The organism is Anaerobacterium chartisolvens, from assembly GCF_003337415.1.
Taxonomy (GTDB): domain Bacteria; phylum Bacillota; class Clostridia; order Acetivibrionales; family DSM-27016; genus Anaerobacterium; species Anaerobacterium chartisolvens.
In genome coordinates this window covers 122,168-144,900 of sequence record NZ_QPJT01000006.1, presented here as the reverse complement: position 1 = coordinate 144,900, position 22,733 = coordinate 122,168, and the positions used below count along the sequence as shown (strand labels likewise).

The 22,733-nt window shown below is 42.4% G+C and carries 21 protein-coding genes and 1 other annotated feature; of the genes, 7 read left to right on the top strand and 14 right to left on the bottom strand.

Annotated features, from left to right (window positions below; genetic code table 11):
* Window positions 1–24 precede the first annotated feature (24 nt).
* The 4 genes from recJ to DFR58_RS07015 form a co-directional block, all read right to left on the bottom strand.
* Window positions 25–2,574 carry a single-stranded-DNA-specific exonuclease RecJ gene (gene recJ / locus DFR58_RS07030; RefSeq protein ID WP_114297104.1) on the bottom strand — a complete coding sequence of 850 codons (2,550 nt, stop codon included), beginning with the start codon at window positions 2,572–2,574 and terminating at the stop codon, window positions 25–27.
* A 171-nt stretch (window positions 2,575–2,745) separates the two neighbouring features.
* Window positions 2,746–3,672 carry an MraY family glycosyltransferase gene (locus DFR58_RS07025; RefSeq protein WP_114297179.1) on the bottom strand — a complete coding sequence of 309 codons (927 nt, stop codon included), beginning with the start codon at window positions 3,670–3,672 and terminating at the stop codon, window positions 2,746–2,748.
* A 36-nt stretch (window positions 3,673–3,708) separates the two neighbouring features.
* Window positions 3,709–4,813 (bottom strand): peptide chain release factor 2 gene (gene prfB, locus DFR58_RS07020; RefSeq protein ID WP_114297103.1). Its coding sequence is split into 2 segments (ribosomal slippage): window positions 3,709–4,737 and window positions 4,739–4,813, totalling 1,104 coding nucleotides; the frame shifts between segments, so codons are not numbered across the junction.
* A 49-nt stretch (window positions 4,814–4,862) separates the two neighbouring features.
* Window positions 4,863–5,447, bottom strand: coding sequence for an ANTAR domain-containing response regulator (locus DFR58_RS07015; protein ID WP_114297102.1), 585 nt, complete (start codon window positions 5,445–5,447; stop codon window positions 4,863–4,865).
* Window positions 5,448–6,332: 885 nt separating this feature from the next.
* On the opposite strand from DFR58_RS07015, the gene DFR58_RS07010 reads away from it, so the two are divergent.
* The 3 genes from DFR58_RS07010 (at window position 6,333) to DFR58_RS07000 (ending at window position 8,597) form a co-directional block, all read left to right on the top strand.
* Window positions 6,333–7,667: an ammonium transporter gene (locus DFR58_RS07010; RefSeq protein WP_114297101.1), complete on the top strand. Its 1,335-nt coding sequence runs from the start codon at window positions 6,333–6,335 to the stop codon at window positions 7,665–7,667.
* 155 nt (window positions 7,668–7,822) lie between these two features.
* Window positions 7,823–8,161, top strand: coding sequence for a P-II family nitrogen regulator (locus DFR58_RS07005; RefSeq protein ID WP_114297100.1), 339 nt, complete (start codon window positions 7,823–7,825; stop codon window positions 8,159–8,161).
* A 286-nt stretch (window positions 8,162–8,447) separates the two neighbouring features.
* The gene (locus tag DFR58_RS07000; protein WP_170138060.1) at window positions 8,448–8,597 is read left to right on the top strand and encodes an aspartyl-phosphate phosphatase Spo0E family protein; all 150 of its coding nucleotides are present in this window, start codon (window positions 8,448–8,450) and stop codon (window positions 8,595–8,597) included.
* 26 nt (window positions 8,598–8,623) lie between these two features.
* On the opposite strand, the gene DFR58_RS06995 is transcribed toward DFR58_RS07000, so the two are convergent.
* From DFR58_RS06995 to DFR58_RS06960, 8 genes are all read right to left on the bottom strand, one after another.
* Entirely contained in the window at window positions 8,624–9,442 is an 819-nt protein-coding gene (locus tag DFR58_RS06995; RefSeq protein ID WP_114297098.1) for a Cof-type HAD-IIB family hydrolase, read from the bottom strand.
* Window positions 9,443–9,454: 12 nt separating this feature from the next.
* Window positions 9,455–10,621 (bottom strand): aminotransferase class I/II-fold pyridoxal phosphate-dependent enzyme, encoded by a 1,167-nt coding sequence (locus tag DFR58_RS06990; protein ID WP_114297097.1) that lies wholly within the window; start codon window positions 10,619–10,621, stop codon window positions 9,455–9,457.
* Complete coding sequence (locus tag DFR58_RS06985) at window positions 10,618–11,097, bottom strand: Lrp/AsnC family transcriptional regulator (protein ID WP_114297096.1); 480 nt, start codon at window positions 11,095–11,097, stop codon at window positions 10,618–10,620. The genes DFR58_RS06990 and DFR58_RS06985 overlap by 4 nt, the downstream gene beginning before the upstream one ends.
* Window positions 11,098–11,181: 84 nt before the next feature.
* Window positions 11,182–11,459: a binding site (T-box leader), on the bottom strand.
* A gap of 78 nt (window positions 11,460–11,537) precedes the next feature.
* Complete coding sequence (locus DFR58_RS06980) at window positions 11,538–11,987, bottom strand: hypothetical protein (RefSeq protein WP_114297095.1); 450 nt, start codon at window positions 11,985–11,987, stop codon at window positions 11,538–11,540.
* Between the two features lie 382 nt (window positions 11,988–12,369).
* Complete coding sequence (gene trxA, locus DFR58_RS06975) at window positions 12,370–12,699, bottom strand: thioredoxin (protein ID WP_114297094.1); 330 nt, start codon at window positions 12,697–12,699, stop codon at window positions 12,370–12,372.
* 159 nt (window positions 12,700–12,858) lie between these two features.
* Window positions 12,859–13,887, bottom strand: a complete 1,029-nt coding sequence (locus tag DFR58_RS06970) for a hypothetical protein (RefSeq protein ID WP_114297093.1) — start codon at window positions 13,885–13,887, stop codon at window positions 12,859–12,861.
* The gene (locus DFR58_RS06965; protein ID WP_114297092.1) at window positions 13,884–14,909 is read right to left on the bottom strand and encodes a phosphodiester glycosidase family protein; all 1,026 of its coding nucleotides are present in this window, start codon (window positions 14,907–14,909) and stop codon (window positions 13,884–13,886) included. The genes DFR58_RS06970 and DFR58_RS06965 overlap by 4 nt, the downstream gene beginning before the upstream one ends.
* 174 nt (window positions 14,910–15,083) lie before the next feature.
* The gene (locus DFR58_RS06960) at window positions 15,084–15,500 is read right to left on the bottom strand and encodes a putative ABC transporter permease (RefSeq protein WP_114297091.1); all 417 of its coding nucleotides are present in this window, start codon (window positions 15,498–15,500) and stop codon (window positions 15,084–15,086) included.
* A gap of 424 nt (window positions 15,501–15,924) precedes the next feature.
* Between DFR58_RS06960 and glgP the strand changes: the two genes are divergently transcribed.
* From glgP to DFR58_RS06945, 4 genes are all read left to right on the top strand, one after another.
* Window positions 15,925–18,492 carry an alpha-glucan family phosphorylase gene (glgP, locus tag DFR58_RS06955; RefSeq protein ID WP_114297090.1) on the top strand — a complete coding sequence of 856 codons (2,568 nt, stop codon included), beginning with the start codon at window positions 15,925–15,927 and terminating at the stop codon, window positions 18,490–18,492.
* 234 nt (window positions 18,493–18,726) lie between these two features.
* Window positions 18,727–18,864, top strand: coding sequence for a hypothetical protein (locus tag DFR58_RS21780; RefSeq protein ID WP_170138059.1), 138 nt, complete (start codon window positions 18,727–18,729; stop codon window positions 18,862–18,864).
* 307 nt (window positions 18,865–19,171) lie between these two features.
* Complete coding sequence (locus tag DFR58_RS06950) at window positions 19,172–19,471, top strand: type II toxin-antitoxin system RelB/DinJ family antitoxin (protein ID WP_114297089.1); 300 nt, start codon at window positions 19,172–19,174, stop codon at window positions 19,469–19,471.
* A 3-nt stretch (window positions 19,472–19,474) separates the two neighbouring features.
* Window positions 19,475–19,813, top strand: a complete 339-nt coding sequence (locus tag DFR58_RS06945; protein WP_114297088.1) for a type II toxin-antitoxin system RelE/ParE family toxin — start codon at window positions 19,475–19,477, stop codon at window positions 19,811–19,813.
* A gap of 76 nt (window positions 19,814–19,889) precedes the next feature.
* Here DFR58_RS06945 and DFR58_RS06940 read toward each other — a convergent pair whose 3' ends face one another.
* Together DFR58_RS06940 and DFR58_RS06935 are read right to left on the bottom strand one after the other, a co-directional pair.
* Window positions 19,890–20,954, bottom strand: coding sequence for a serine hydrolase (locus tag DFR58_RS06940; RefSeq protein WP_114297087.1), 1,065 nt, complete (start codon window positions 20,952–20,954; stop codon window positions 19,890–19,892).
* Between the two features lie 89 nt (window positions 20,955–21,043).
* Window positions 21,044–22,630 carry an NAD(P)/FAD-dependent oxidoreductase gene (locus DFR58_RS06935; RefSeq protein ID WP_114297086.1) on the bottom strand — a complete coding sequence of 529 codons (1,587 nt, stop codon included), beginning with the start codon at window positions 22,628–22,630 and terminating at the stop codon, window positions 21,044–21,046.
* Between the last annotated feature and the right edge of the window lie 103 nt (window positions 22,631–22,733).

The window sequence follows — 22,733 nt, the reverse complement described above, 5'->3', positions numbered from 1 at the left end:
CTCCCTTAAAAATATTAAAGTCATTTAGACCTGCTGCCATCTCATTTTTAAGCTCTGCAGCATTCGGTACAATTTTGAGTCCTCAAGCCTTTTTTTATCCTTTCCCGAATAAATTACGGTGAAAGCCACGCCTCCGTCTTTTCTCATATCCTTTTTAATAAGCTTCAGCTCTTCAAATATTTCCACACATCTTTTAATTTTAAAATAATTTATGTTTATATTATAGCAATATGCCACTTTCTCTGCCAGCCGTGAAAAGCTGCCAACTGCCTTACCTTCCGAAGCCCCCGCTTTTAAATACTGATAAACGGCCGCAAGCTCTTCCCTCTCGGGAACAATTTGCTCTATATTAAATTCGGGAGTCTCACCGCTCTTTACCAGACGGAGCTTATCCTCCCCTCCTTTTTCAATAACAGCCCTTAAATAGCCTTCATCAATCCAGCTTCCATATATGGCGGCATTGTCGAACCATGACAATTCAAGCCGGCGCGGATCGGGATTGACAAGTATAAAATTGCTGTTTGAAGTAAAATTATTACAATCAACACTAGTATAACAAATAATACGATTTTTTTTAATAGCAGTTTCATTGTTTATCAAAAATTTAACCAGACACTGGGCATCGGGGAGAGAATTAACCATAATTACAGTATTCTTTTCCGTTTGCAGCATGTCTTGCAGAGCCTCCACGCCCCTATAACAGAAATTAAAGGCCTCCGGCCCGCCGTATTCGGACAAGCTCCAAAATCTCATGCATTCATCCAGACTTATAAAATAGCTTTCCTCTTCAAATATCCGCGAGCATTGCTTTATGCCCTTAATATTCATCTGGACACGCTCTTCAGAATTCCATGAATTCACGTCAAGGCTGCATGCAACATCAACCCTAGACCCATTGTTAACCCCTTCAAGCAGATTCCCCATGTTAAAGCCTATTGCATCAATAAAAGATCCTCCATCCTCAAGCTTAAGCTTAAGATGCTTGCTTTCTCCCACCGCTCTGGCCTCTGCAACAGTGAGCGCGTCATACTCAAAAACAGGGCTTGGATTCCCCGCGCCAAAGGGTGCGAGCTTTTCAAGCTCCCTCACGCGGGCAAGGCTTATGTCCTCCCTTTTAATAACGGCATCTATAGTTATTTTGGGTATAAGGTCTCTTTCCTCCATTACTTCATCAGCATAAATGTTTATCTCTCTCCTCACGGCGGGTATATTTTCTGCTCTTAGGGAAAGTCCCGCCGCCATTTCATGTCCCCCGTACTTTTCCAGCAAATGCCCGCAAGAGCCCAGAGCCCGAAACAGATCAAAACCCTGTACGCTTCTGCCGGAGCCCTTTGCGGCTCCATCCTCCTCGCATGAAATCAAAATGCACGGCCTGTAATACCTGTCGGTAATTCTTGACGCAACTATCCCTATTACACCGTGATGCCACCCTTTACCGCATATTACGATAACCTTCTCAGTTTTAAGATCTATTTCTCTTTCAACTATCTCTATTGCCTGCCGCAGTATGCCCGTCTCAGTCTCCTGCCTCAGCCTGTTCTCCTCATTCAATTGCAAAACTATGCTAAGTGCCTCTTGTGCATCAGCAGTGGTAAAAAGCCGCACCGCCCGGGATGCTTTTCCCACTCTGCCCGCCGCATTTATTCTGGGAGCAAGTACAAAGCTGATTACCCACGAGGTTACCGGCTTGCCCTGCAGCCCGCAATTATCCAGAAGCGCTCTTAAACCCGGACGGCGTGTGCTTTGTATTATATCTATCCCGTTTTTTACAATAATCCTGTTCTCCCCCGTGAGGCTTACAACATCCGCTACCGTACCTAACGCCGTGAGATCCAGAAAATTGCTGCAATCGGTATCAAGCCCCATTTTTGCCGCTATCGCACAAGCAAGCTTATACGCCACTCCAACTCCCGCCAGTTCCTTAAAGGGATATCGTGAGCCCGGAATGCCCGAGCTTATAATTTCAAAGGCTTCAGGGAGTATCTCCTTGCATTCGTGGTGGTCGGTTATGATTATCTCCATTCCATTTTCATTTATGTATTTTACCTCGTCCACCGCGGTAATGCCGCAATCCACCGTAATAATGAGGCAGCTCCCCGCAAGCCTTATCCTGTGCAAGGCGTTTATAGAAAGGCCATACCCATCCTCGATGCGATCAGGTATGTAATACTCTACATTCGAGCCCAATTCCGATAAAAAGCCGTACAGCAGTGCCGTGCTTGTAATGCCGTCCACATCATAATCTCCGTATATTACAATCCTCTCATTGGCTTTCACTGCCTTTATTATGCGCTCCGTCGCCCTATCCATACCGTTAAACAAAAAGGGATCGTTAAGACCGTCCATCCGTGGGTCCATAAACTCCTTTATTCCTTCAGGATCACTCATTCCCCTTCCCAAAAGAATTGTGGCCAGAAGCCTTGATATTCCCGCTTCCTCTGCCACCCTGTCTATGTCTTCATCACAAACGCTGCGGCAAAGCCATAGCTTATCCAAGGGATGAATTTTATCCAAGTGACTGCGTCTATCTAAGTGATGACTTGCATCACCGTGGTGCAATGTATCCTGCGGCATCTTTTCTCCTATAAGCAAATTATGATTTTAGTCCTTATTACGTGTACAATACATTATAGATTATTTAAACTAAATGTTCAATTTTTTTTGCCCTCTAAAAATGGCATAAAAAAACAGCATAACAATGATTATGCCATTTTTAATGTGCCCCATTCTAAAAAAGCTGAAAGGCTATGCCCTCAAAAGAAGGATTATTATTGAGGTCAGGCTGAAGCAAAGGCTTATAAGACACAGAAATGCCAATGCCTGCTTGGGATTTAAGCCGGCCGAAAGCAGTCTGTAATGTGCCTGGCTTCTGTCCGCCTTATATATCGGCTTTCCCTCCTTCATCCTTTTGAAAACAACAAAAACATTATCAAATATGGGAACGCCCAGAGCAAGTATAGGAATAAGCACCGACAAAACTGTCGCCTGCTTAAAGGCTCCGTCAAGAGCTATTATTCCAAGAATAAAGCCCATAAAGGTGGCTCCGGCATCGCCCATATATACTCTTGCGGGGGGACTGTTGTACCTGAGATATCCCAGTGCGGCTCCTACCAGTATAATAGCCATATAGGCCGGCGCAGTCCGGCCCATGACCAGAGCGACGATAAAAAGGGTGGCGGAGGATATTGCGGAAAGCCCTCCCGCAAGCCCGTCAATACCGTCGGAAAAGTTAATAACCGTTGTAACTCCAAAAATCCATGTTACCGTCAGTACAAACTGAATCCATACGGGAAGCAATATGTACTGCCCTGTAAACGGGTTATTAAAGCCGGTAAATACAATCCCTGAAAAATAAACTACAGCTGCAGCTCCCACCTGAACAATGAGCTTGGGCAGAGCCGGGAATTCCTTTCCATGAGTTTTATACCAGTCATCCACAATGCCTATTGACAGAATCATTAAGCTTCCCACAAGGATACCCAGAGTTTCTCCGTCCCATTCCCTTACAAATGCCAGATACACCGATATAAAGCCTGCAAATATACCGACACCTGCCAAGTGCGGCACCGGCTCCTTATGAATTTTTCTCTCAGTCGGCCTGTCCACAAAGCCAATTCTTACCGCAAGCCCTCTTAAAGGGGGTATAATTAAATACACTATTATAAAGGCCATAAAAAAGGCCAAAAAATATCTGATAGTTCTCCCTCCCTATGCCAATCCACTTGCCAGATAGGCATTTATAAAGCCGTCCAGCCTTCCGTCCATAACGGAATCCACATTGCCCTCCTCAAAATTCGTACGGTGATCCTTTACAAGGGTATAAGGACAAAATACATAAGACCTTATCTGGCTGCCCCATGCAATCTCCATCTGAATCCCCTTTAAGTCCTCTATCTTTTCCTTATGCTCCCTCTCCTTAAGCTCAAACAGCTTGGATTTCAGCATTTTCATAGCAGTATCCCTGTTCTGGAACTGGGATCTTTCAGTCTGGCAGGAAACAACCACCCCCGTAGGGATATGAGTTATTCTTACAGCAGATTCAGTCTTATTTATATGCTGTCCGCCCGCACCGCTTGCCCTGTATGTGTCAACACGCAAATCCTCGGGATTTATGTCTATTACAATATCATCGTCAAGCTCTGGCATTACATCCATTGACGCAAAGGAGGTATGCCTTCTCCCGGATGAATCGAAGGGAGAAATTCTTACAAGCCTGTGTACTCCCTTTTCAGACTTCAAATACCCGTAAGCATTCTCTCCTATAACATGTATGGCAACGCTTTTAATTCCTGCCTCATCTCCGTCCAGAAAATCCAGAGTCTTTACGGCATATCCCTTGTCCTCACACCATCTGGTATACATTCTTAAAAGCATTTGCACCCAATCCTGGGCCTCAGTTCCTCCCGCACCTGCATGGAGAGTCAGTATGGCATTGTTTTTGTCGTATTTACCCACAAGCAGAGTCTCAAGCCTCAGCCTCTCAAAATCCGATTTAAGTGCTGCCAAGCCTTCTCCAACCTCTGATATAACACTTTCGTCCTTCTCCTCAAGCCCAAGCTCACTTAGTGTAATAAGATCCTCCCACCTGCATGTCAGGCTTGTAAATTTCTCCACCTTTGTCTTCAATGTTTTTGTCCTCTGCAGAACCTTCTGGGAATTCTCCATGTCCTCCCAGAATGACGGCTCGGAGGCCTTCTGCTCAAGCTCCTCCACCTCATCGTTTATCCTTGCGATGTCAAAGTGAAGCCCCCATTTCGTCTAAGTCTGCTTTCATAGCGTCCAGAGCAAGCTTATATTGTTCTAATTCCAGCATTCTACCATCATTCCTTCCGGCACCTTCTTAAATATTTAAGAGGTGTGTTTTATTTATTTGTTATTTCATGTGTGAAAATTATAGCCTCCGCTATGGATCTCATTGACATTCTGCTGTCCATGCTTTTCTTGCGCATTTTTTCATACGCCTCGTTCTCATTCAGCGAATTCCTCTCCATAAGTATCCATTTTGCCCTTTCAACAAGCTTTCTTGTCTCATAGTTGTCGGTCATCTCCTTAAGCTTTTTACTTAATTCGTAAACTCTTTTATAATTCATGTTAGCCATTGCCGCGACCTGAATAAAAACCTCTCTGTTCAACGGCTTGGGGCAAAAGGATAAAACCTTTGATTTTTCCATGAGGTCCATGACGTCACCATCACTATAATCGCCAATCAGAATACATGCGCACAGCATTTCATCCTCCAAGGTTTCAAGTACATTCCTGAGCTCTCTTAACTGCATACCCAGATCCACTACTATAAAGTCAGGCTGATAACTTCTTATTAATCTTATAAGAGATACAGCATCACTGCAATTCCCAAGAAAAAAATACCCTTCAGGATTAAGAATATTACGAACAGCTATTTGCAAGGGATTTTCAACCGCAGCAACTATATATTTTTCTCCTGCCACTGTCAGACCCGCCTTTCAGCCTATTTTCTACAAATATTATGACGCGTCTTTCCCCCACGGCTTCCAAGCCGAAAATCTTTTTAAACAAGCCTCAGCCTTTGAGCACGTCATAAAAACTTATTTACTTAAAATATAATTACAAATTCAGTGCATGTCAATACATTATTTATAAAGATGCAATTAAAGAAGCCACAGAAATCAAAATACCCGCACATATTATATTATGCCAATCAAAACGGCTTTTCTTTCATATCCTTTATAATTACCAGTATTATATCAGATAAAATGCACCTGCTGCAATCATTAAAATTTTAGCACACATGCCCCCATTATGCAAGTTCACCCTTGTAAACCTTCATATTTATTTCATTTTTCATACAGAGAATAGTTCATGTCGCACCAATTTATTTATATTCACATAGAATTGGTGAATTTACATAATTACATACAATGTTAGTTATATGAATTATAAAAATATTAATGTTGCATTTTTAAATGCCTGATGCTATAATTTTATTTAGAATACAATGATAGTATTGATAAAAGCGTTTGATTCAGAATGTTCCTTACATTTTTAAGAGATATTTTGAAATGATACGCTATTTTATTGCACAAATTACATTGAAGTGTTTATGTGCTAAAGGAGCTCCTGAAAGTAAATATTTCTTAAGAGGTGCTTTAAGCATGTGCTTTTGCATAACCTCTTAAAAAGCTTATTATCAAAGCTGATAATTTTTAGAAGTTCAACTGTATAAAGACAATAATATGGCAGTATTTCTTTATGCAGGGGAGTTAAAAATTAAAATCTTTTACTTTTATAAAAGGACATAACTCAAAAGGCAAGGGGGTTTATGTCTTTTTGAATCAAAAATAAGGAGTCGGAATATGAAAAAGAAAATTTATTCAATACTATCATTTTTGTTTATTATCTGTATGCCTGTAATTGCTTTTGCCGAAGGTGAAGCCGTTGTCGATACGGGCGATACTGCTTTCTCCGTGCTTTGCACAGCATTGGTATTCTTAATGACACCCGGCCTTGCACTTTTTTATGGAGGAATGGTAAGGAAAAAAAACGTTTTAAATACAATGATGAATTCGTTTGTTACAATAGGACTTATATCAATACAATGGGTATTGATAGGCTATACAATAGCGTTCGGCGCCGACACCTTTAACGGTCTGTTCGGAGGCTTTGACTTCCTTGGCTTCAGAGGCGTGGGTGCGGCACCTTCCGCATATGCGGAGACTATTCCTCACGGTGCTTTTGCAATGTATCAGATGATGTTTGCAATAATAACACCTGCATTAATAACAGGTGCGATTGCGGAAAGAATGCGTTTTCCGGCATTTGTGGCATTCATACTTTTATGGGCAACCTTTGTTTATGACCCTCTTGCCCACTGGGTATGGGGTGCGGGAGGATGGCTCGGAGAAATGGGAGCTCTTGACTTTGCTGGAGGAAACGTCGTTCATATAAGCTCGGGTATTGCCGGCCTTATAGCGGCACTGGTGCTGGGAAAAAGAAAGGGACATGGAACCACCCCCATGCTTCCCCACAATATTCCTTTTGTTTTAATAGGCGCATCTCTTCTCTGGTTCGGATGGTTCGGATTTAACGGAGGCAGCGCACTGTCGGCAGGAGGCCTTGCAATAAACGCTCTGATAACTACAAATACCGCGGCGGCGGCAGCCTTGCTGTCATGGGTCATCGTGGAATGGATACACCGCGGCAAGCCTACTCTCTTAGGCGCAGCTACGGGAGCAGTGGTAGGTCTGGTTGCTATAACCCCCGGAGCGGGTTTTGTGGGAGTTCTTTCCGCTATAGTTATAGGCCTTCTTGTAAGCCCGATATGCTATTTGGGAATAAGCTATGTAAAAGCAAAGCTTGGATATGACGATTCGCTGGATGCGTTTGGATGCCACGGCATAGGAGGTATATGGGGAGCTCTTGCCACAGGGCTTTTTGCAGACAAGTCCATAAACTCATTTGTACAGCACAACGGCCTTTTTATAGGGGGAGACGGTGCAACCCAGCTTCTCATACAGGCAGCTTCAGTTGTGGCTACAATAGCTTTCTCTGGGGTGCTTACGTTCATTATACTTAAGTTAATATCCTTATTTACCAAGCTGCGTGTGGCTGAAAGTGATGAAGAAGAAGGGCTTGATACCGCACAGCATGGAGAGGATGCATACCCCGACTTTACAGGGGCTCAGGTTTAAAATTATTATAAGCCCTTTAAAAACCTAAGCCTATAAAATGTTTGAATTTGAAAGTAAAAGTTTAGAGTTTGGAAATAACGCTCCTAAAACTCTAAAGGCTTAAAATAAATTTTTTTCCAAACTTTAATCATAAACAATGAAAGAGGTGAAGGTTAATGAAAAAAATCGAAGCAATAATAAGGCCTGCAAAATTGGAGGACATCAAGGAAGCCCTTAACAAATTCAACATTCATGGTCTTACCATAAGTCAGGTTATGGGCTGTGGTCTTCAAAAGGGACGCAAGGAATTTTACAGGGGTACCGAAATAACACTGAATCTGCTTCCAAAAATCAGAGTCGAAATTGTTGTCAGGGATAATCAGTTAGAGGACATAATAAAGCTTTTTTGTGATGAGGCAAAGACAGGAGAGGTAGGAGACGGCAAAATATTTGTATATAATGTAGAGGACGTTATAAGAATAAGGACGGGAGAACGTGGAGAATCAGCAATTTAAGCGTTATATTTTTAATGGAAATCATGCTGTTTTTGCAAGTCCCGGAACTTAAAAAACAAGGTGTGGATAAATCAACATCCATACCTTGTTTTTTTATCTCTTTATTTATATTACATTTTTATGAAATAATTCCATGTTTTTTTATGTTTAATATTGACAAAAATATATTATTGTTCTAATATTAAGACAAAGGTAAATTCTATAAAATATTGTATTATATATAATCACTGCACAATATATTTATTTTTTGTAATATTACATAAATTTATATTTTGGAGGATATTCCGTGAGTCATCTGGAGCGCGTAAGGCAAGAGCTGTACAAATCAATTGAGTCGGGAAATGCCGAAGAAATACTCAAAATAAGCCGCGAGCTGGATAAAATAATTCTTATCTATATGGGTATTGAGGAGAGCGGGCATAAAATGCCGGCATAATATACGAGAGTTTATATTTAAAGCGTTTATAATATAAATTCCTTTACCGCTTCCGCTACCCCGTTTTGGTCGTTGTCAAGGGTTACATAATCAGCAATCTGCTTTATGTATTCCTCAGCATTTCCCATTGCTATTCCAAGTCCTGCATTTTTTATCATGGAGGAGTCATTTTCATTGTCCCCTATGGCGATAACCTCCCCGGGCTGTATTTTCATTCTTTCTATAAGGTATTTGAGTGCGTTCCATTTGCTTACTCCATGATTTATTACCTCAAAATTATCGTAATTAGAGCTGGTGATGTCAATGGTCTTTACAAATTCCATACTTCTTCGAGCCTTTGAAAGCTTTCCCCCGTCCCTTGAAATAACAACTACCTTGGCTATGGGATCGGTATTGCCCTCCACTACCCTTTTAATGTCTTCAGTTAGCCTTATGTCAACCTTATCTTCCTCCGAAAGCTCCGCATTTCTATTCCAATAGAAAAGAGATGAATATTCAAGCCTTTCGGTATACATTGTGTCGCCTATATAAACATGAAAGTATATGTCCTCCTTGTGGCATACGTCTATTATTTCGCAGCAGGCCTGCGCGCTTAATGAATTGCTGTAAATTACCTTAGACGATGACATCTCTTTAATAACAGCGCCATTACATGCTATTACAGGCTCATTGGTCTCTATTTGCCCGGCAAAGATCCTTGCACCCGCAAAGATCCTCCCCGAGCATACCACAACCTTTACTCCCTTATCCATAGCACATTTTAATGCGTGTCTGTTTTCCCGGGAAACATATTTCTGTGAATTGAGCAGAGTACCGTCAAGATCAACTGCAATTAATTTGTACATTTTTTCCCCTTTCTATCTGGCACCTTCAATAAACCTCTTTATCCTTTTTAAAGCCTCATAAATATTTTCCATAGATGCCGCATAGCACGCCCTTATAAAGCCCTCTCCACATTCTCCGAAGGTGCTGCCGGGCACAACTAAAACCTTCTCCTGCATGAGGAGCCTTTCGCAGAACTCATCCGATTTCATTCCTGTAGACTTAATGCTTGGAAAGACATAAAAAGCCCCCTTAGGCTCAAAACATTCTAAGCCTGCCTTCTTAAAACCGTCAACCATTACTCTTCTTCTGTGGTTATACTCCTTCCTCATCATTTCAACATCCCCGTCACTGTTTTTAAGCGCCTCTATTGCAGCATCCTGTGCCACAGTGGGAGCACACATAAGGGCGTACTGATGAACCTTTTTCATTGCACCTATTATTTCAGGATGCCCACAGACGTACCCCAGCCTCCAGCCGGTCATTGCAAAGGCCTTTGAAAAACCGTTTATAACAACGGTCTTTTCCCTCATTCCCGGCAAGGAGGCTATTGACACATGCGTACCCTCATAAGTCAATTCGGAATATATTTCGTCAGATATTACTATAACATTTTTGTTTCTAAGCACCGAGGCAATTTTCTCAAGATCCTCTCTCTCCATTATGCCTCCCGTAGGGTTGTTGGGAAAGGGCAGTATAATAACCTTTGTCCTGTCTGTTATGGCATTTTCAAGCTCCTCGGCAGTCAGCCTGAATTTGTTTTTTGATTTTAAATTTATAGTTACCGGGGTAGCCCTTGAGAAATAAGTACACCCCTTATATGCAACAAAGCTTGGCTCGGGAATTATTACCTCGTCTCCCGGACCCGCAAGCACACGTAAAGCCGCATCAATAGCCTCGCTGCCCCCCACTGTAACCAATATCTCATCCTTCCAGCTATATTCCAAGCCGTATTTCCGCCTCTGGTATGCTGCTATCTCGGATCTCAGCTCAATAAATCCGGCATTTGAGGAATACTGTGTATGCCCTCTTTCAAGGGAATAAATTCCCGCTTCTCTTATATTCCATGGGGTTATAAAGTCGGGCTCTCCAACTCCAAGGGATATGACCCCCTGCATTTCATTAATAAGATCAAAATATTTCCTTATCCCGGACGGGGGGGTATTCCTTATATTTTCACATATCATGTCTTCTATAATCATAGAAAAATTGCCTCCCTGTCATCCTTTAATTTTTCTTTAAAGACAATCCCCTTGTCCTTATATTTTTTGAGTACAAAGTGAGTGGCTGTACTCAATACAGATTCAAGTGGAGCCAGCTTTTCAGCCACAAACAGCGCCACCCCCTTCATTGTCTTTCCCTCAACTATGACTGTCAGGTCAAATCCGCCCGACATAAGATAACATGCCTTAACCTCGGGGAAAAGGTATATTCTCTCAGCCACCTTATCGAAACCCTCTCCTCTTTGCGGAGTTACCTTTACCTCAATTAAAGCAGTTACAGCTTCATTATCCGTGTTTTCCCAATTTATCAGTGTATTGTATCCCAGTATTACATTATCTTCCTCATACTTTTTTATTGCCTGCTTTACCTGCTCGACAGGCTTATTAACCATCACCGCTATCTGCTCGTCATTGAGTCTGCTGTTTTTTTCCAATATCTCCAGTATCTCTTCCATCTCTTTACATCCTCCTTTTTAAAGCTACAAATTTTAAAGCAATAAAAAAACTCCTCTACCCCAAAACCCATTTAATACTCAAGGTCAAGGGACGAAGAAGTAATCCGCGGTACCACCCTAATTAGCACAAGAACAGTGCTCTCTCTCCCGGTACAACTCTATTATACCGTGCCTCTGTAACGTGAGGTTACGTTCTCCTCTATTGTTGGGGCATATTGCAACAGCATCTTAAGGCCGTGCCCGCAATTTCTCAAGGATAAACTCAAAGGCTGCGTTCAATATAGTCCTCTGCCGGATTCACACCATAGCCTCCGGCTCTCTGAAAGATTTGTATATTTACTCTTCCTTGTCATCGTCTTTATTATTATACATTTATATAATTATACTATCTCCTCAACATTTTTTCAATATGTTTGTAAAAGGTTTTTGTGGAACTCCCCTTATGCTATGTGATCTCCTTGCTTTTCCAGCATATTATTCAACTGGTTTTCGTATTTTTTAAGTGTGCTGGTGAGCTCCGATTTGAGAAATCTGATTTCGCTTTTTAAGTCCACCAGCTTTTCCCGCTCCTGCTCTATAACGACCTCAATTCTTCTCTTCTCCTCCATGGCCTTATTCTTTGCATCCTCAATGATTAAATCGGCTTTTTCCTGAGCTTTAATAAGTACGTCGCCTATCTTTGCCCTGTCGTCATTTACCTGATCCGCTTTTTGGGCAAGCTCCCCATACCTTAGCTTCATATCCTTTATCTGATTTACAAAAGCTGAAATTTGCTCATCCTTTTCCTGTAATTTATCATCAAACTCCTTGAGTATTTTTTCAATATATGTATTTACATCCGTCCTTTTAAATCCTAATATTGAAGTTCTAAAACGCTTTTCTCCCGCCACCTTGCACCCCCCCTTATGTAAAAATCCGCTAAAAGCATATATTCATAATATTCAATGCCTTCCTCTAAAATCCTCTTTTCCCAAAAAAATAAAGCTAATCCTGTCGGATAGCTTTATTTCCCTGAGCTATATAGGATGCAATAAAGATTTTACAAACATAGAGGATATAATTGCTTACAGAAATTTTTAATAGCAACGAAAAGACGCCTTGCGGGGAAATGTCTCACGGGTATGTCATCAGGCGCTTTTCTTAGATGTATTCCTTACGGGTCAAAAAAATTTCTTCCATCAAACTATATCCTCCATGTAAAATCTTTATCGCTACATATATTTCCCCAATAACATTGATATATAATGCATAAAGACTATAAAGCACGAGAGGCTATATACTCTTTTTAATCATATCCGCAAACTCATTTTTTGTCCTCGACCCTATAACCTTATCCGCCATATTACCATCTTTAAACAGCATTACCGTAGGTATGCTCATAACTCTATACGCTGACGCAAGCTCACCCTGCTCGTCAACATTTATTTTCCCTACTTTTGCACTTCCGTCAAATTCCTCTGCAAGCTCATCCATTAAAGGCCCGACCGCTCTGCACGGACCACACCACGGAGCCCAGAAATCCACTAAAACAGGCTTATCCGATTTAATAACCTCCTGTTCAAAATTGTCCTTTGTCAGTGTTATTATTTTTTCACTAGCCATAAACAAATCCTCCCAAACATATTTTCACCATTCTTAAGCTCTTATAAGCAAAAGCTAGGGCGTTTTATAAAACTGAAATTTTTTATAAATAAATTTATTGAATTATTATTACCCTCCATAAGCTTCTATCAAACATAAAAAGCAAACAATTTCCCAATGCTATATATACAAGGCATATATCCTTAGTAAATTACCTTCTGCGGCAGCCAGATATTTGCCCGCAATATCGCACAGAGTTCCTTTGTAAGCCTGCTCGGTGTTATCCGTTATATTGCGTACAATGCCCCCCTGAGCATCTATTTCATATATTGCTCCGTCACGGGTAATATATATGCAGGAAGGATCTGCCGGACTCCTTAATTGAATCTCCCCCTCGCGCTCAAGCGTGTACCCGTTAGCGGTCCCCCAATAGACTTTTGCTATCCTCCCGGCTTCATCATATTCTCCCATATAAATGCTATCTCCTGCTGCCACACTAAGCAGCACAGCCTTTTTCTCAAAGAATATTTCCCTATCGTTTTCATCCTTTCCGTGCCGTATTCCTATATGCCCTGTATCGCTCTGATACACCATTCCGTCCATGTATCTGAATACCTTAATGATTGTTGACGCTTTCTCCCGGGCAACAAGCTCAAGCTCATCTATTATATTATATTTAAAAATCCTTTTTTCCATTCCATTTATAGATACCTCGACATATACCATGTTTGTGAGGGAGGATAATTCTATATTGACAGTCCTGCTGCCCGCCGGAAGGCCTTCTATAAGCGGGTAGCTCCTTAACACTCCCGTCACAGCATCATATGTATCTACTCTGATATCACATTTATCCTTCCCTTCAACTGCTGAGGAGTATATAACCATATTTCTGTCATAAAGCCACCTGAAAAAAGAGATATTATCAAGAACAACGGCTTTTTTTTCCGCGGCTTTGTCAAGACCTTCCACATTAAGCCTTCCCTTATGAACATAGCCTGCAAAGCTTCCGTCAAAGGATATTTGAATATTTTGCGCATTGTTGGGCAGAGTAATTTCCTCCCTCCTGCCGTCCTCCGCATCGGCATACCTTGTCACCTCTACATATTTCCCCCGCCCGGGCAGGTAAACACTGTTTAAAACCCAGAGAAGCATAAGCTGGACTATAATAGAAAAGCAAGCCCACTTAAGCAGCCGCAGCACAATCTTCACCTGTCATACCCCTCCCCCCACGTCACTATAAAGGCAGAAGGTACTGCCCTTTCCCCCAGCCTGTCCGAAGGAGTATTTATTACCCTTCCGTTGAAAAACATAGTGGTTGATGATCCCCCGTCAAGGTTTACCGCATTCACAGCCCCATATGTAAGTAAAATGTCCTGTATATCTCTTAAGGTAGCTCCAAAGGTACTGGCGCTTCTTCCGTCTACCGTGAGCAGCAGCACCTCTCCTGTCTCCCTTTGCCCAATGGCAGTCCGAGGAGCAATTCCCCATCCTCCGTCTCCCTGCGAAATGGAGGGCTTTCCATTTACTATAAGGGGAGGCCCAAAGCTCACAGCCTCCTTTACGCCGTATTCCTTAAGCTGTTCAAGAGAATGCTTCCCAACTATAAGCATTCCGTCTTTAGTAAATGCGGCGGTGTCTATTCTTTCCTTTTCACTCTCCAATTGACTGTATATTACCCTCCCGCCGCTTATAATGAATCCCATAGGGCTGCCCCCCGTGCCGGTCAAAGAGTTGTCCTGAAAGCCCCCTGCGTTTATGGCTCCCACAGCATTATTCTCTTTAGCCAAAGCACTGACGGTTTGTCCGGCCTCGGGCAGCTTGTCTGAGTATGCGGCAGCAATTCTGGCAGGATCGTGCACCACCATCAATTTCCCGTTAAAGTCTATTCCCTTTATATTATATACCTCAATTTTATCCGATCGCTTGGAATCGAAACGCAGCACCTGTATTTTTTCTTCTCCAAATCCATAGTCCCATACTGTATTTTCCCTGAGTATTTCATTAATTGCCTCGTCAGACAAAAAAAGCCTTGCAATATACTGGTGGCTGAGGGTTCTGTGTGAAGCCCCGACAGCAATGCTTTTAATATTGTCAAAAGGCCCCAGAAAAATAATGGCAGGAAGCGTCATCGACACAAAAAGCATCTGAAACAAAAAAAACAGCGCGGCCGTTTTCCAAAACCCCTTTTTTGCAATGCGCCTTCCCACTATATCGGTTACAAGCCTGAACATATTCCACATCCCTTAAAATTGTCTTTTATATATAGGACGCGATAAAGATTTTACAAACATAGAGGATATAATTGCTTACATCAAGTTATACCCTCAATTTAAAATCTTTATCGTTATATATATAATAATAAATTTTAAGGCTGATTTAAACCCCTGTGCGATATGTTACCGCAATTATTGGGGCTGCCTTCTTGCCGTCTGATACATATCCATGGCATAGTGTATTCTCTCAAAAACAAGCCCCGCCACAAGCCATGCGGGCGCAAAGTCCAGTCTTACAAGTCCGTCTACGGCAAAAGGCCCTGTATATGCCCAGGGGTATATACCCAATATGTTTCCCATAAGAAATCCGCTGGTATATTCCATACCCCATATTATCACAACCCATATTAAGCCTCTGTATATCCACCTCCATTCCCGGATAATATCATGCAGGGGTTCTAAAAAAACCGCGGAACCGTAAATAAAAAACATCCACAGGTTTGTAAAGCCCTCCAGATATTTATCTCCGCTTATAAGAGAGCCCATTCCCGTCCATATTATTTCCATACACCAGCCCATAAGTCCATATATAAAAAATCTTTTTATCATACTAATATCTTTACAAAAATTCAATAATTTAATGTTAAGGAAATTATGGATAAAAGCTATATAAATTAGGATACAGACTATCTAAAAAGGATGTAAAATAATTTCCGGAGGAATAATTTCCCCGGAATACGTGACCGCGCTACAATTTAAGCTAACTAAAGTCACAAGCGTCTTCTACAGGTATACATGCTTCTGTAGTTAGAGTAGAAATTATTCTGGAGGATATTATTTTACATCCTCCGTTATCCGATATGCAAAAGCCTGAACTATATAAATTCACATATTACTCTAAAATACAATCTTTATTTCTTCTAAATTTCTTCTAAATTGTGTAAAAATTTAGCTTAATATCTACCACAGTAAGGATATATATGTTATTATTTAAAAAAAGATATCAGGTATATTAATTCACTGGAGGTTGTTTATGTATATTTTAGGTAAAATAACAGTGACGGCAGTCTTGCCGGACAGGTTAAAAAAGCTAAGGGATATGGCTTATAATTTATGGTGGACATGGAACGCGGATGCTATTGATTTATACAGGGAAATCGATATTGATCTATGGGAAAGGCTTAACAAAAATCCTGTCAGCTTTCTGCAGGAGGTAAGTCAGAAAAAGCTTGAACAAAAGCTTATGGATGAGGGCTTTTTAGCCCGCTACGATAAAACCTCGGCAAGGTTTGATTCGTACATATCAAGCAAGGACACATGGTTTAATCAAACCTATCCCGCAAAGAATGATTTTTCAATGGCATACTTTTCAGCAGAATATGGGTTAAATGAAGTTCTTCCCATTTATTCAGGCGGTCTTGGCGTGCTTTCAGGCGATCACTGCAAATCGGCAAGTGATCTCGGGCTGCCCTTCACAGCAGTGGGGCTTTTCTATAAGCAGGGCTATTTCAGCCAGCATATAAACCGTGATGGGTGGCAGGAAACAAAATTTACCGACCTGAATGTGTCCCAGCTTCCCATACGTCCTGCACTTGACTCGGAAAACCGGCAGGTGACGGTTAGCGTTGAGCTTCCGGGCAGACTTATATATGTTAAGGTGTGGGAGGTAAAGGTGGGAAGAATATCCCTTTTCCTTATGGACAGTGACGTAGAGCAAAACAGCTCCTCGGACAGAATGCTGACGGCAAGGCTGTACGGAGGGGATCAGGAGACAAGGATACAGCAGGAAATAATCCTTGGGATAGGAGGCTTCAGGGCTCTTCAGGCTCTTGGAGTAACCCCCCGTATATACCACATGAATGAGGGACATTCATCCTTCTTAGGACTTGAAATCATTCGGAGGCTTGTTCAGGAAAAAGGCCTTTCCTTCAACGAGGCCAAGGAGCTTGCCCTTTCCTCTCTGGTTTTCACCACTCACACGCCTGTGCCCGCAGGGAATGACGTATTCCCTCTTCATATGATTGACAAATACTTTGGGAACTATTGGGGATCTCTGGGCATAAGCAGGCATGAGTTTCTGGATCTGGGAATGAAGATTAATGACAACCACAACTTTAACATGACAGTGCTGGCACTGACCCTTGCGGGACGAAAGAATGGTGTAAGCGAGCTTCACGGCGCAGTGTCAAGAAATATATTCGGCAATGTATGGCCGGGAGTTCCCGAAGATGAGGTCCCTATAGGACATATAACAAACGGAGTCCATACAATGACATGGCTCTCTCCCTCTATCAAGGAGCTTTATGACAGGTATCTGTCCCCCGGCTGGGAGGAAAATTCATTCCGCAAGGAAATATGGAGCCAAATAGATGATATACCTGATGAGCTTTTGTGGCAAGCCCATTGCCGGCTTAAGTCAAAAATGATAGAATTTGTCCGCAGCAAGCTGAAGCAGCAGAGATCGGAGAACGGAGAATCCTCCGAAAGCATCCGCGAGGTGGATACTCTTTTAGACCCCGATGCGCTGACCCTTGGCTTTGCACGGAGATTTGCCACATACAAGAGAGCCAACCTTATATTCAGGGATGCGGCACGCATACAGAAAATAATGAATGATCCCAAAAGACCCGTTCAGATTATATTTGCCGGTAAGGCTCATCCCGCCGACTCACCCGCCCATGATGTAATCAAAAACATAAATGATATAGCACGGCAGGAGGGCTTTAACGGAAAGGTAATACTGGTTGAAAATTATAACATGACACTGGCGCGAAACCTTGTTCAGGGAGTTGACATATGGCTCAACAATCCGAGGCGTCCGCTTGAGGCAAGTGGAACCAGCGGACAAAAGGTGTGTATAAACGGAATTGTTAACTTCAGCATATTGGACGGATGGTGGTGTGAGGGATACAATGGTAAAAACGGCTGGGTAATAGGAGACGACAGCTTCTATGACAATGAGCACTATCAGGACAATGCCGACAGCCAGTCCATATATGAAATACTGGGAAATGAGATAGTCCCTCTGTTCTATGACAGGGATGACAAGGGCGTACCCGTTAAATGGGTGCAGGTAATGAAGGAGTCCATAAAATCGCTGGTGCATAATTACGGAACACATAGAATGGTTCAGGATTATACCAATAAAATGTATATTCCGTCGTTTGAGAGGCTTACAGCCATGTCCTCCGACAATTATGCAAGGGCAAAGGACCTTGCGCATTGGAAGCTGTATATGGCGCAAAACTGGCCTCATTTAAGTATTACGGCAGAAAAGGACATGAGCAGCCTCAAGGAGCAAAAGGCAATATCGGGAGAGACAATATCCATCTGCGCATCAGTATATCCCGGCGGCATTGACCCCTCAAATATAGACGTCCAGCTTTACTATGGATGCATAGGCAAGAATGGCATGATTGAAAATCCCGAGGTGAAGTCAATGCATTCCATAGAAAGCCCCGACCAATGCTCTTGCAGGTATTGCTGTGATATAAGCATTACGGAGGGAGGACAATACGGCTATACAGTTCGTGTTGTTCCCCGTCATAAGGATCTTATAAGCAAGTTCGATATTGGGCTTATAAAATGGGTGGTTGAATAAAGGATCAAAAAAAAGGGGGCTGTTAAGAAGCACGGTTTAATAAGAAAACTTACTGAACCATATCCCAAACCGATACGGAAATGACGGAAACGAGGCACTTCAAAGCGAAGAACCTCGTTTTCTTTTCTTTGAAACGTCGAAACGCTGAAGTATGAGTTGGAAATAAAGTTTGAAGGGTGTATTTAATTTAAGTGACAAAAATGTTACCAACGAATATATTTTGTGGTAATATGAATGAAAATGCAAATTTTAACTCCCCTTCTATCTTCCCCTCACATTGAGGGGAAGAAAAAGAAGGGCACTGGAGAAGAAAATGAGAAGAACAACGCAGGCGCATGTAAAGCAGCTAGCGAAAGAAATGAGAAGACATAATTGCTACTTAGAAGACCAGTAAAACCTACATGGACCTTCTTTTCCTTCCCCTCGAAGTGAGGGGAAGATAGATAGGGAGCTTATTAAAAATCTGGATTTGGAATAAAACGCCATAATATATTGGCTCTTTTTACCCATTTTTTTGGATAATTATGCTGTTATGTGAAAAAGGTGCTTCAATTGTAATCCCTATGGCGATTTTCCGATATGCTGTGTCAGATATAATTTATGCACCCAAGTTTGAACAACGTATTGCTAAACGTTATACAATAGAATATAATAAAGAAAAAGGAAGGGTGGAACTATTATGGCTATTAAAACAGCAAATGTCCTCGCTCGCGTTGAGCCCGATATAAAAGAAAAAGCGGAATCCATCATGGCAAAACTGGGAATTCCGGCTTCCGTTGTAATCAATATGCTCTATAAGCAAATCATTATGACTAAGAGCATTCCGTTTTCCCTGTCGCTTCCTGCTGCTCCGACTGCGCTGGATGAAATGGATGCTGCCGCATTTGACGCAATTATGCAGAATGGATTGAACGAGGCAAAGGCTGACCGTTCCCGTCCTGCTTCTGAGGTGCTTGCGGATTTAAGACGAGGATTGTAATTTATGGCGGATAAAACGTATATCGTTAAAATTACCGCGCAGGCAGAGGAACAGTTTCAAGAAATTATAAAATACATTACTTCCGAATTGAAAGCTCCAAAAGCCGCGCTGTCCTTGCTTGACAAAATAGAAAACTCAATTTCATCACTTTCTCAGTTTCCGCAACGCGTTACATTGACTGATGAAGAGCCATGGCGCAGTTATGGAATTCATAAAATGCCTGTAAAAAACTTTCTCATTTATTTCTGGATTGACGAAGAAAATAGCAAAGTACAGGTTACTGCCATTATTTATGGCAAGCGTGACCAGCTAAACCGGCTTTCGCAGATGGATACAGAGTAAGTGTCACAGGTCAAGGAAATTTCTCACATCAAGCTGTATCCTCCATGCAAAATCTTTATCGCTGCATATATAGCTCTTATTTTCCCTGTACAAAGTCATATACCTTCTTAGATATATTAGCAATAACGTCGTATCCTTCCTCTTCATTTATATTCTTGGACATTATAGCTATTACATAAGGCCTATCTGCAAAAACCAGCCCTATGTCATGCAAAGCGCCCAGCTGATTCCCAACCTTATGAGCCACCTTAACTGCCTTGGGGAGAAGCTTCGGTATACGGTCGTTATATATAGTGCTTTGCAGGGAGTCTATCAGCTCTCCTCCTACATCAGGGTTTTCATTATAAAAGTCATATATTGCCTTCATGTACAAAGCCATGTCACTTGGACAGGACTCATTTTTTTCTGTAACAACAACGCCTCCCGACTGTTTCATATAGTCCTTATAGTTTTGCCTGTCAAGCTTTCGTATAAGCATGTTTACCGCCACATTGTCGCTTTCTCTTATGGACAGTGCGGACAGCTCTCTTATTGTATACTCGGTGCCGTCATTTTGGTATTGTATTCTTCCCGTCCCGGCCTCATAGTCAGTGCTTTTGGTATATACAAGCTTCTCCTCGGGGTCTATTTCGCCGTCCTTTATTTTATTAAACAAATATAAATTGATGGGAATTTTGACGGTGCTTGCAGCCAAATACTCGTCACTTTCGTTTATTCCAAAGCTTATATCGGTATTCAAATCCCAGAAATATATTCCGTATTGCCCTTTAAAGGTACTGACATAATCCTCAAGCTCAGACTTAAATTCATCCATTCTGGATCTCTCAAGACTCCTATAGACCGCCCTGCCCTGCCTGACTCCCTGTCTTGCCCCTCCTATAAACGCGGCCTCTCCTATATCCTCCTTGAAGGTGGTAAGCGCAGCCTGTTCGGTGGTATTCTGTGTTTTAGCCGCAGACGTTGCGGGCATAAAAACTTCATTCTCCGGTTTTTTGAAAATTTTATCACGATTAAGTACAAAAGCAACAGTACCCGCAATAATAACGATAACTCCTATTACTGTAAAAAGTCTTTTAAAGTTCAGCCGCCTTCTTCTTCCAGACACTCTTATATCTATAGGTATATTGCCCCTAAAGCCCATTTTTCTCTCCCCCACAAAAGCTTTTAAAACCTAGAACAATTCTATCATCCTATAATCAAAATTGTCAAGCGACGAGCCTCTCTGCGCCGTCATTCCAGTATCCTCTCGGCACAGAGCATACCGTCCACCGCAGCGGAAATAATGCCTCCGGCATACCCCGCTCCCTCTCCGCACGGGTAAAGCCCCTTTATGCCTATGGCCTCAAGGCTCTCTCCTCTTGTAATACGCACAGGAGAAGAGCTTCTGGTTTCAGCCCCTGTAATAACGGCATCAGGATAAGCAAACCCCGGCATCCACTCCTCCATTTCATATATTGCCTGACGCAGGGAATCGGTTATATAGCCGGGCAAATAAGTATCCGTACGGCAAAAGCCTGTTCCCGGCAGATATGTAGGCAGCACCTCCCCAAAGCAGGATGAATTCCGTTTATTAAGAAAATCCTCCAGCCTTTGAACGGGTGCTCTATAGCCTCCCCCTCCCGCCTCAAATGCCTCCGCCTCTAAACGACGCTGAAAAGCAACCCCTGCAAGAGCATGGCTGCTTCCCAAATCTGCGCTTCCAAGGGTTACCAAAAGCGCGCTGTTTGAATTCCTGCCGTCACGGGCAAACTCACTCATTCCGTTTATCACAATGGCATTGTCCTCCGATGTAGCCGCAATAACGCTTCCCCCCGGGCACATGCAAAAGGTATATACCGCCCTTCCGTTGTTCAAATGCACCACCATTTTGTAATCCGCCGCTCCCAGTGCGGGGTGCTCGGCAAAGCTGCCGTACCGTATTCTGTCTATCATTGCCCGCGGGTGTTCGATGCGGACTCCCACTGCAAACGGCTTCTGCTCTATGTAAACTCCGCTTTCCATGAGATTTTCAAACGTATCTCTTGCGCTGTGGCCTATTGCAACAACAACATTGTCGGTGTAAAGCTCCTCATATTTACCGTTCTTTATAAAGCCTATTCCCTCTGCCACACCCTCCTTATGCAATATTTTTGTCAATACCGCATCAAAATGTACTTCTCCCCCCATGCGTATTATTTTTCTCCTGATGCCTTTAACCGTTTCATTCAGGCGATCAGTACCTATATGGGGCTTGTCTAAGTACATAATTTCAGGAGGAGCGCCGGCCTCCACAAGCTCACTCAGTATTTTCATCTTGCGGGGATCTCTTCTTCCGATTTTAAGCTTCCCGTCGGAAAAAGCACCTGCTCCGCCCTCCCCGAACTGCACATTGCTCCGCGTATCAAGAATTCCTGTCTGCCAGAACTTAAATACGCTTTGCTTCCTGCTGTCAACATCAAGTCCTCGCTCCAGCAGAATGGGCCTTGCCCCTTCCTGTGCCAGAAGCAGTGCCGCAAACAAACCCGCAGGCCCGCACCCTACAACTATTGGGCGTTTTTTAAGAAATTTCCTCTCTGGAAGGATGTAAGGAGATTCCGCTTCTACCGATATGCGCTTATCCCTGTTTTTGAAAGCAATTGCCTTCTCATCTCCTGAAACATATGCGTCAACGCTTGCCTTAAAGCAAACATTATTCTTGTCTGAAGCGTCTACCGATAATTTTGAAATTTTTATATTCTCAATACCGCTGCCGTCTATATGCAGTATATCAGCAACAATATCCGCAAGCAGCTTAAGGTCATAGTCAAGCGGTATTGCCAGCCCTGTTATTTTAATCATCATCTGCCTCTTATATTTAAAGCATAACAAACACTTATATTTTACCACACCGAGGCATCAATTAGTAGAATTTCTAAGCTTTTCAAACACTCTGCCGTCCCCC

Coding starts and splice junctions, on each gene's coding strand:
- DFR58_RS06960 (WP_114297091.1), bottom strand. CDS start 15,500: ATGATAAAAAGATTTTTTATATATGGACTTATGGGCTGGTGTATGGAA.
- DFR58_RS06945 (WP_114297088.1), top strand. CDS start 19,475: ATGGCGGATAAAACGTATATCGTTAAAATTACCGCGCAGGCAGAGGAA.
- DFR58_RS07025 (WP_114297179.1), bottom strand. CDS start 3,672: ATGGCCTTTATAATAGTGTATTTAATTATACCCCCTTTAAGAGGGCTT.
- glgP (WP_114297090.1), top strand. CDS start 15,925: ATGTATATTTTAGGTAAAATAACAGTGACGGCAGTCTTGCCGGACAGG.
- DFR58_RS06965 (WP_114297092.1), bottom strand. CDS start 14,909: ATGTTCAGGCTTGTAACCGATATAGTGGGAAGGCGCATTGCAAAAAAG.
- trxA (WP_114297094.1), bottom strand. CDS start 12,699: ATGGCTAGTGAAAAAATAATAACACTGACAAAGGACAATTTTGAACAG.
- DFR58_RS06950 (WP_114297089.1), top strand. CDS start 19,172: ATGGCTATTAAAACAGCAAATGTCCTCGCTCGCGTTGAGCCCGATATA.
- DFR58_RS07005 (WP_114297100.1), top strand. CDS start 7,823: ATGAAAAAAATCGAAGCAATAATAAGGCCTGCAAAATTGGAGGACATC.
- DFR58_RS06940 (WP_114297087.1), bottom strand. CDS start 20,954: ATGGGCTTTAGGGGCAATATACCTATAGATATAAGAGTGTCTGGAAGA.
- DFR58_RS06985 (WP_114297096.1), bottom strand. CDS start 11,097: ATGGAAGAGATACTGGAGATATTGGAAAAAAACAGCAGACTCAATGAC.
- DFR58_RS06935 (WP_114297086.1), bottom strand. CDS start 22,630: ATGATTAAAATAACAGGGCTGGCAATACCGCTTGACTATGACCTTAAG.
- DFR58_RS06990 (WP_114297097.1), bottom strand. CDS start 10,621: ATGATTATAGAAGACATGATATGTGAAAATATAAGGAATACCCCCCCG.
- DFR58_RS06995 (WP_114297098.1), bottom strand. CDS start 9,442: ATGTACAAATTAATTGCAGTTGATCTTGACGGTACTCTGCTCAATTCA.
- recJ (WP_114297104.1), bottom strand. CDS start 2,574: ATGCCGCAGGATACATTGCACCACGGTGATGCAAGTCATCACTTAGAT.
- DFR58_RS21780 (WP_170138059.1), top strand. CDS start 18,727: ATGAAAATGCAAATTTTAACTCCCCTTCTATCTTCCCCTCACATTGAG.
- DFR58_RS07010 (WP_114297101.1), top strand. CDS start 6,333: ATGAAAAAGAAAATTTATTCAATACTATCATTTTTGTTTATTATCTGT.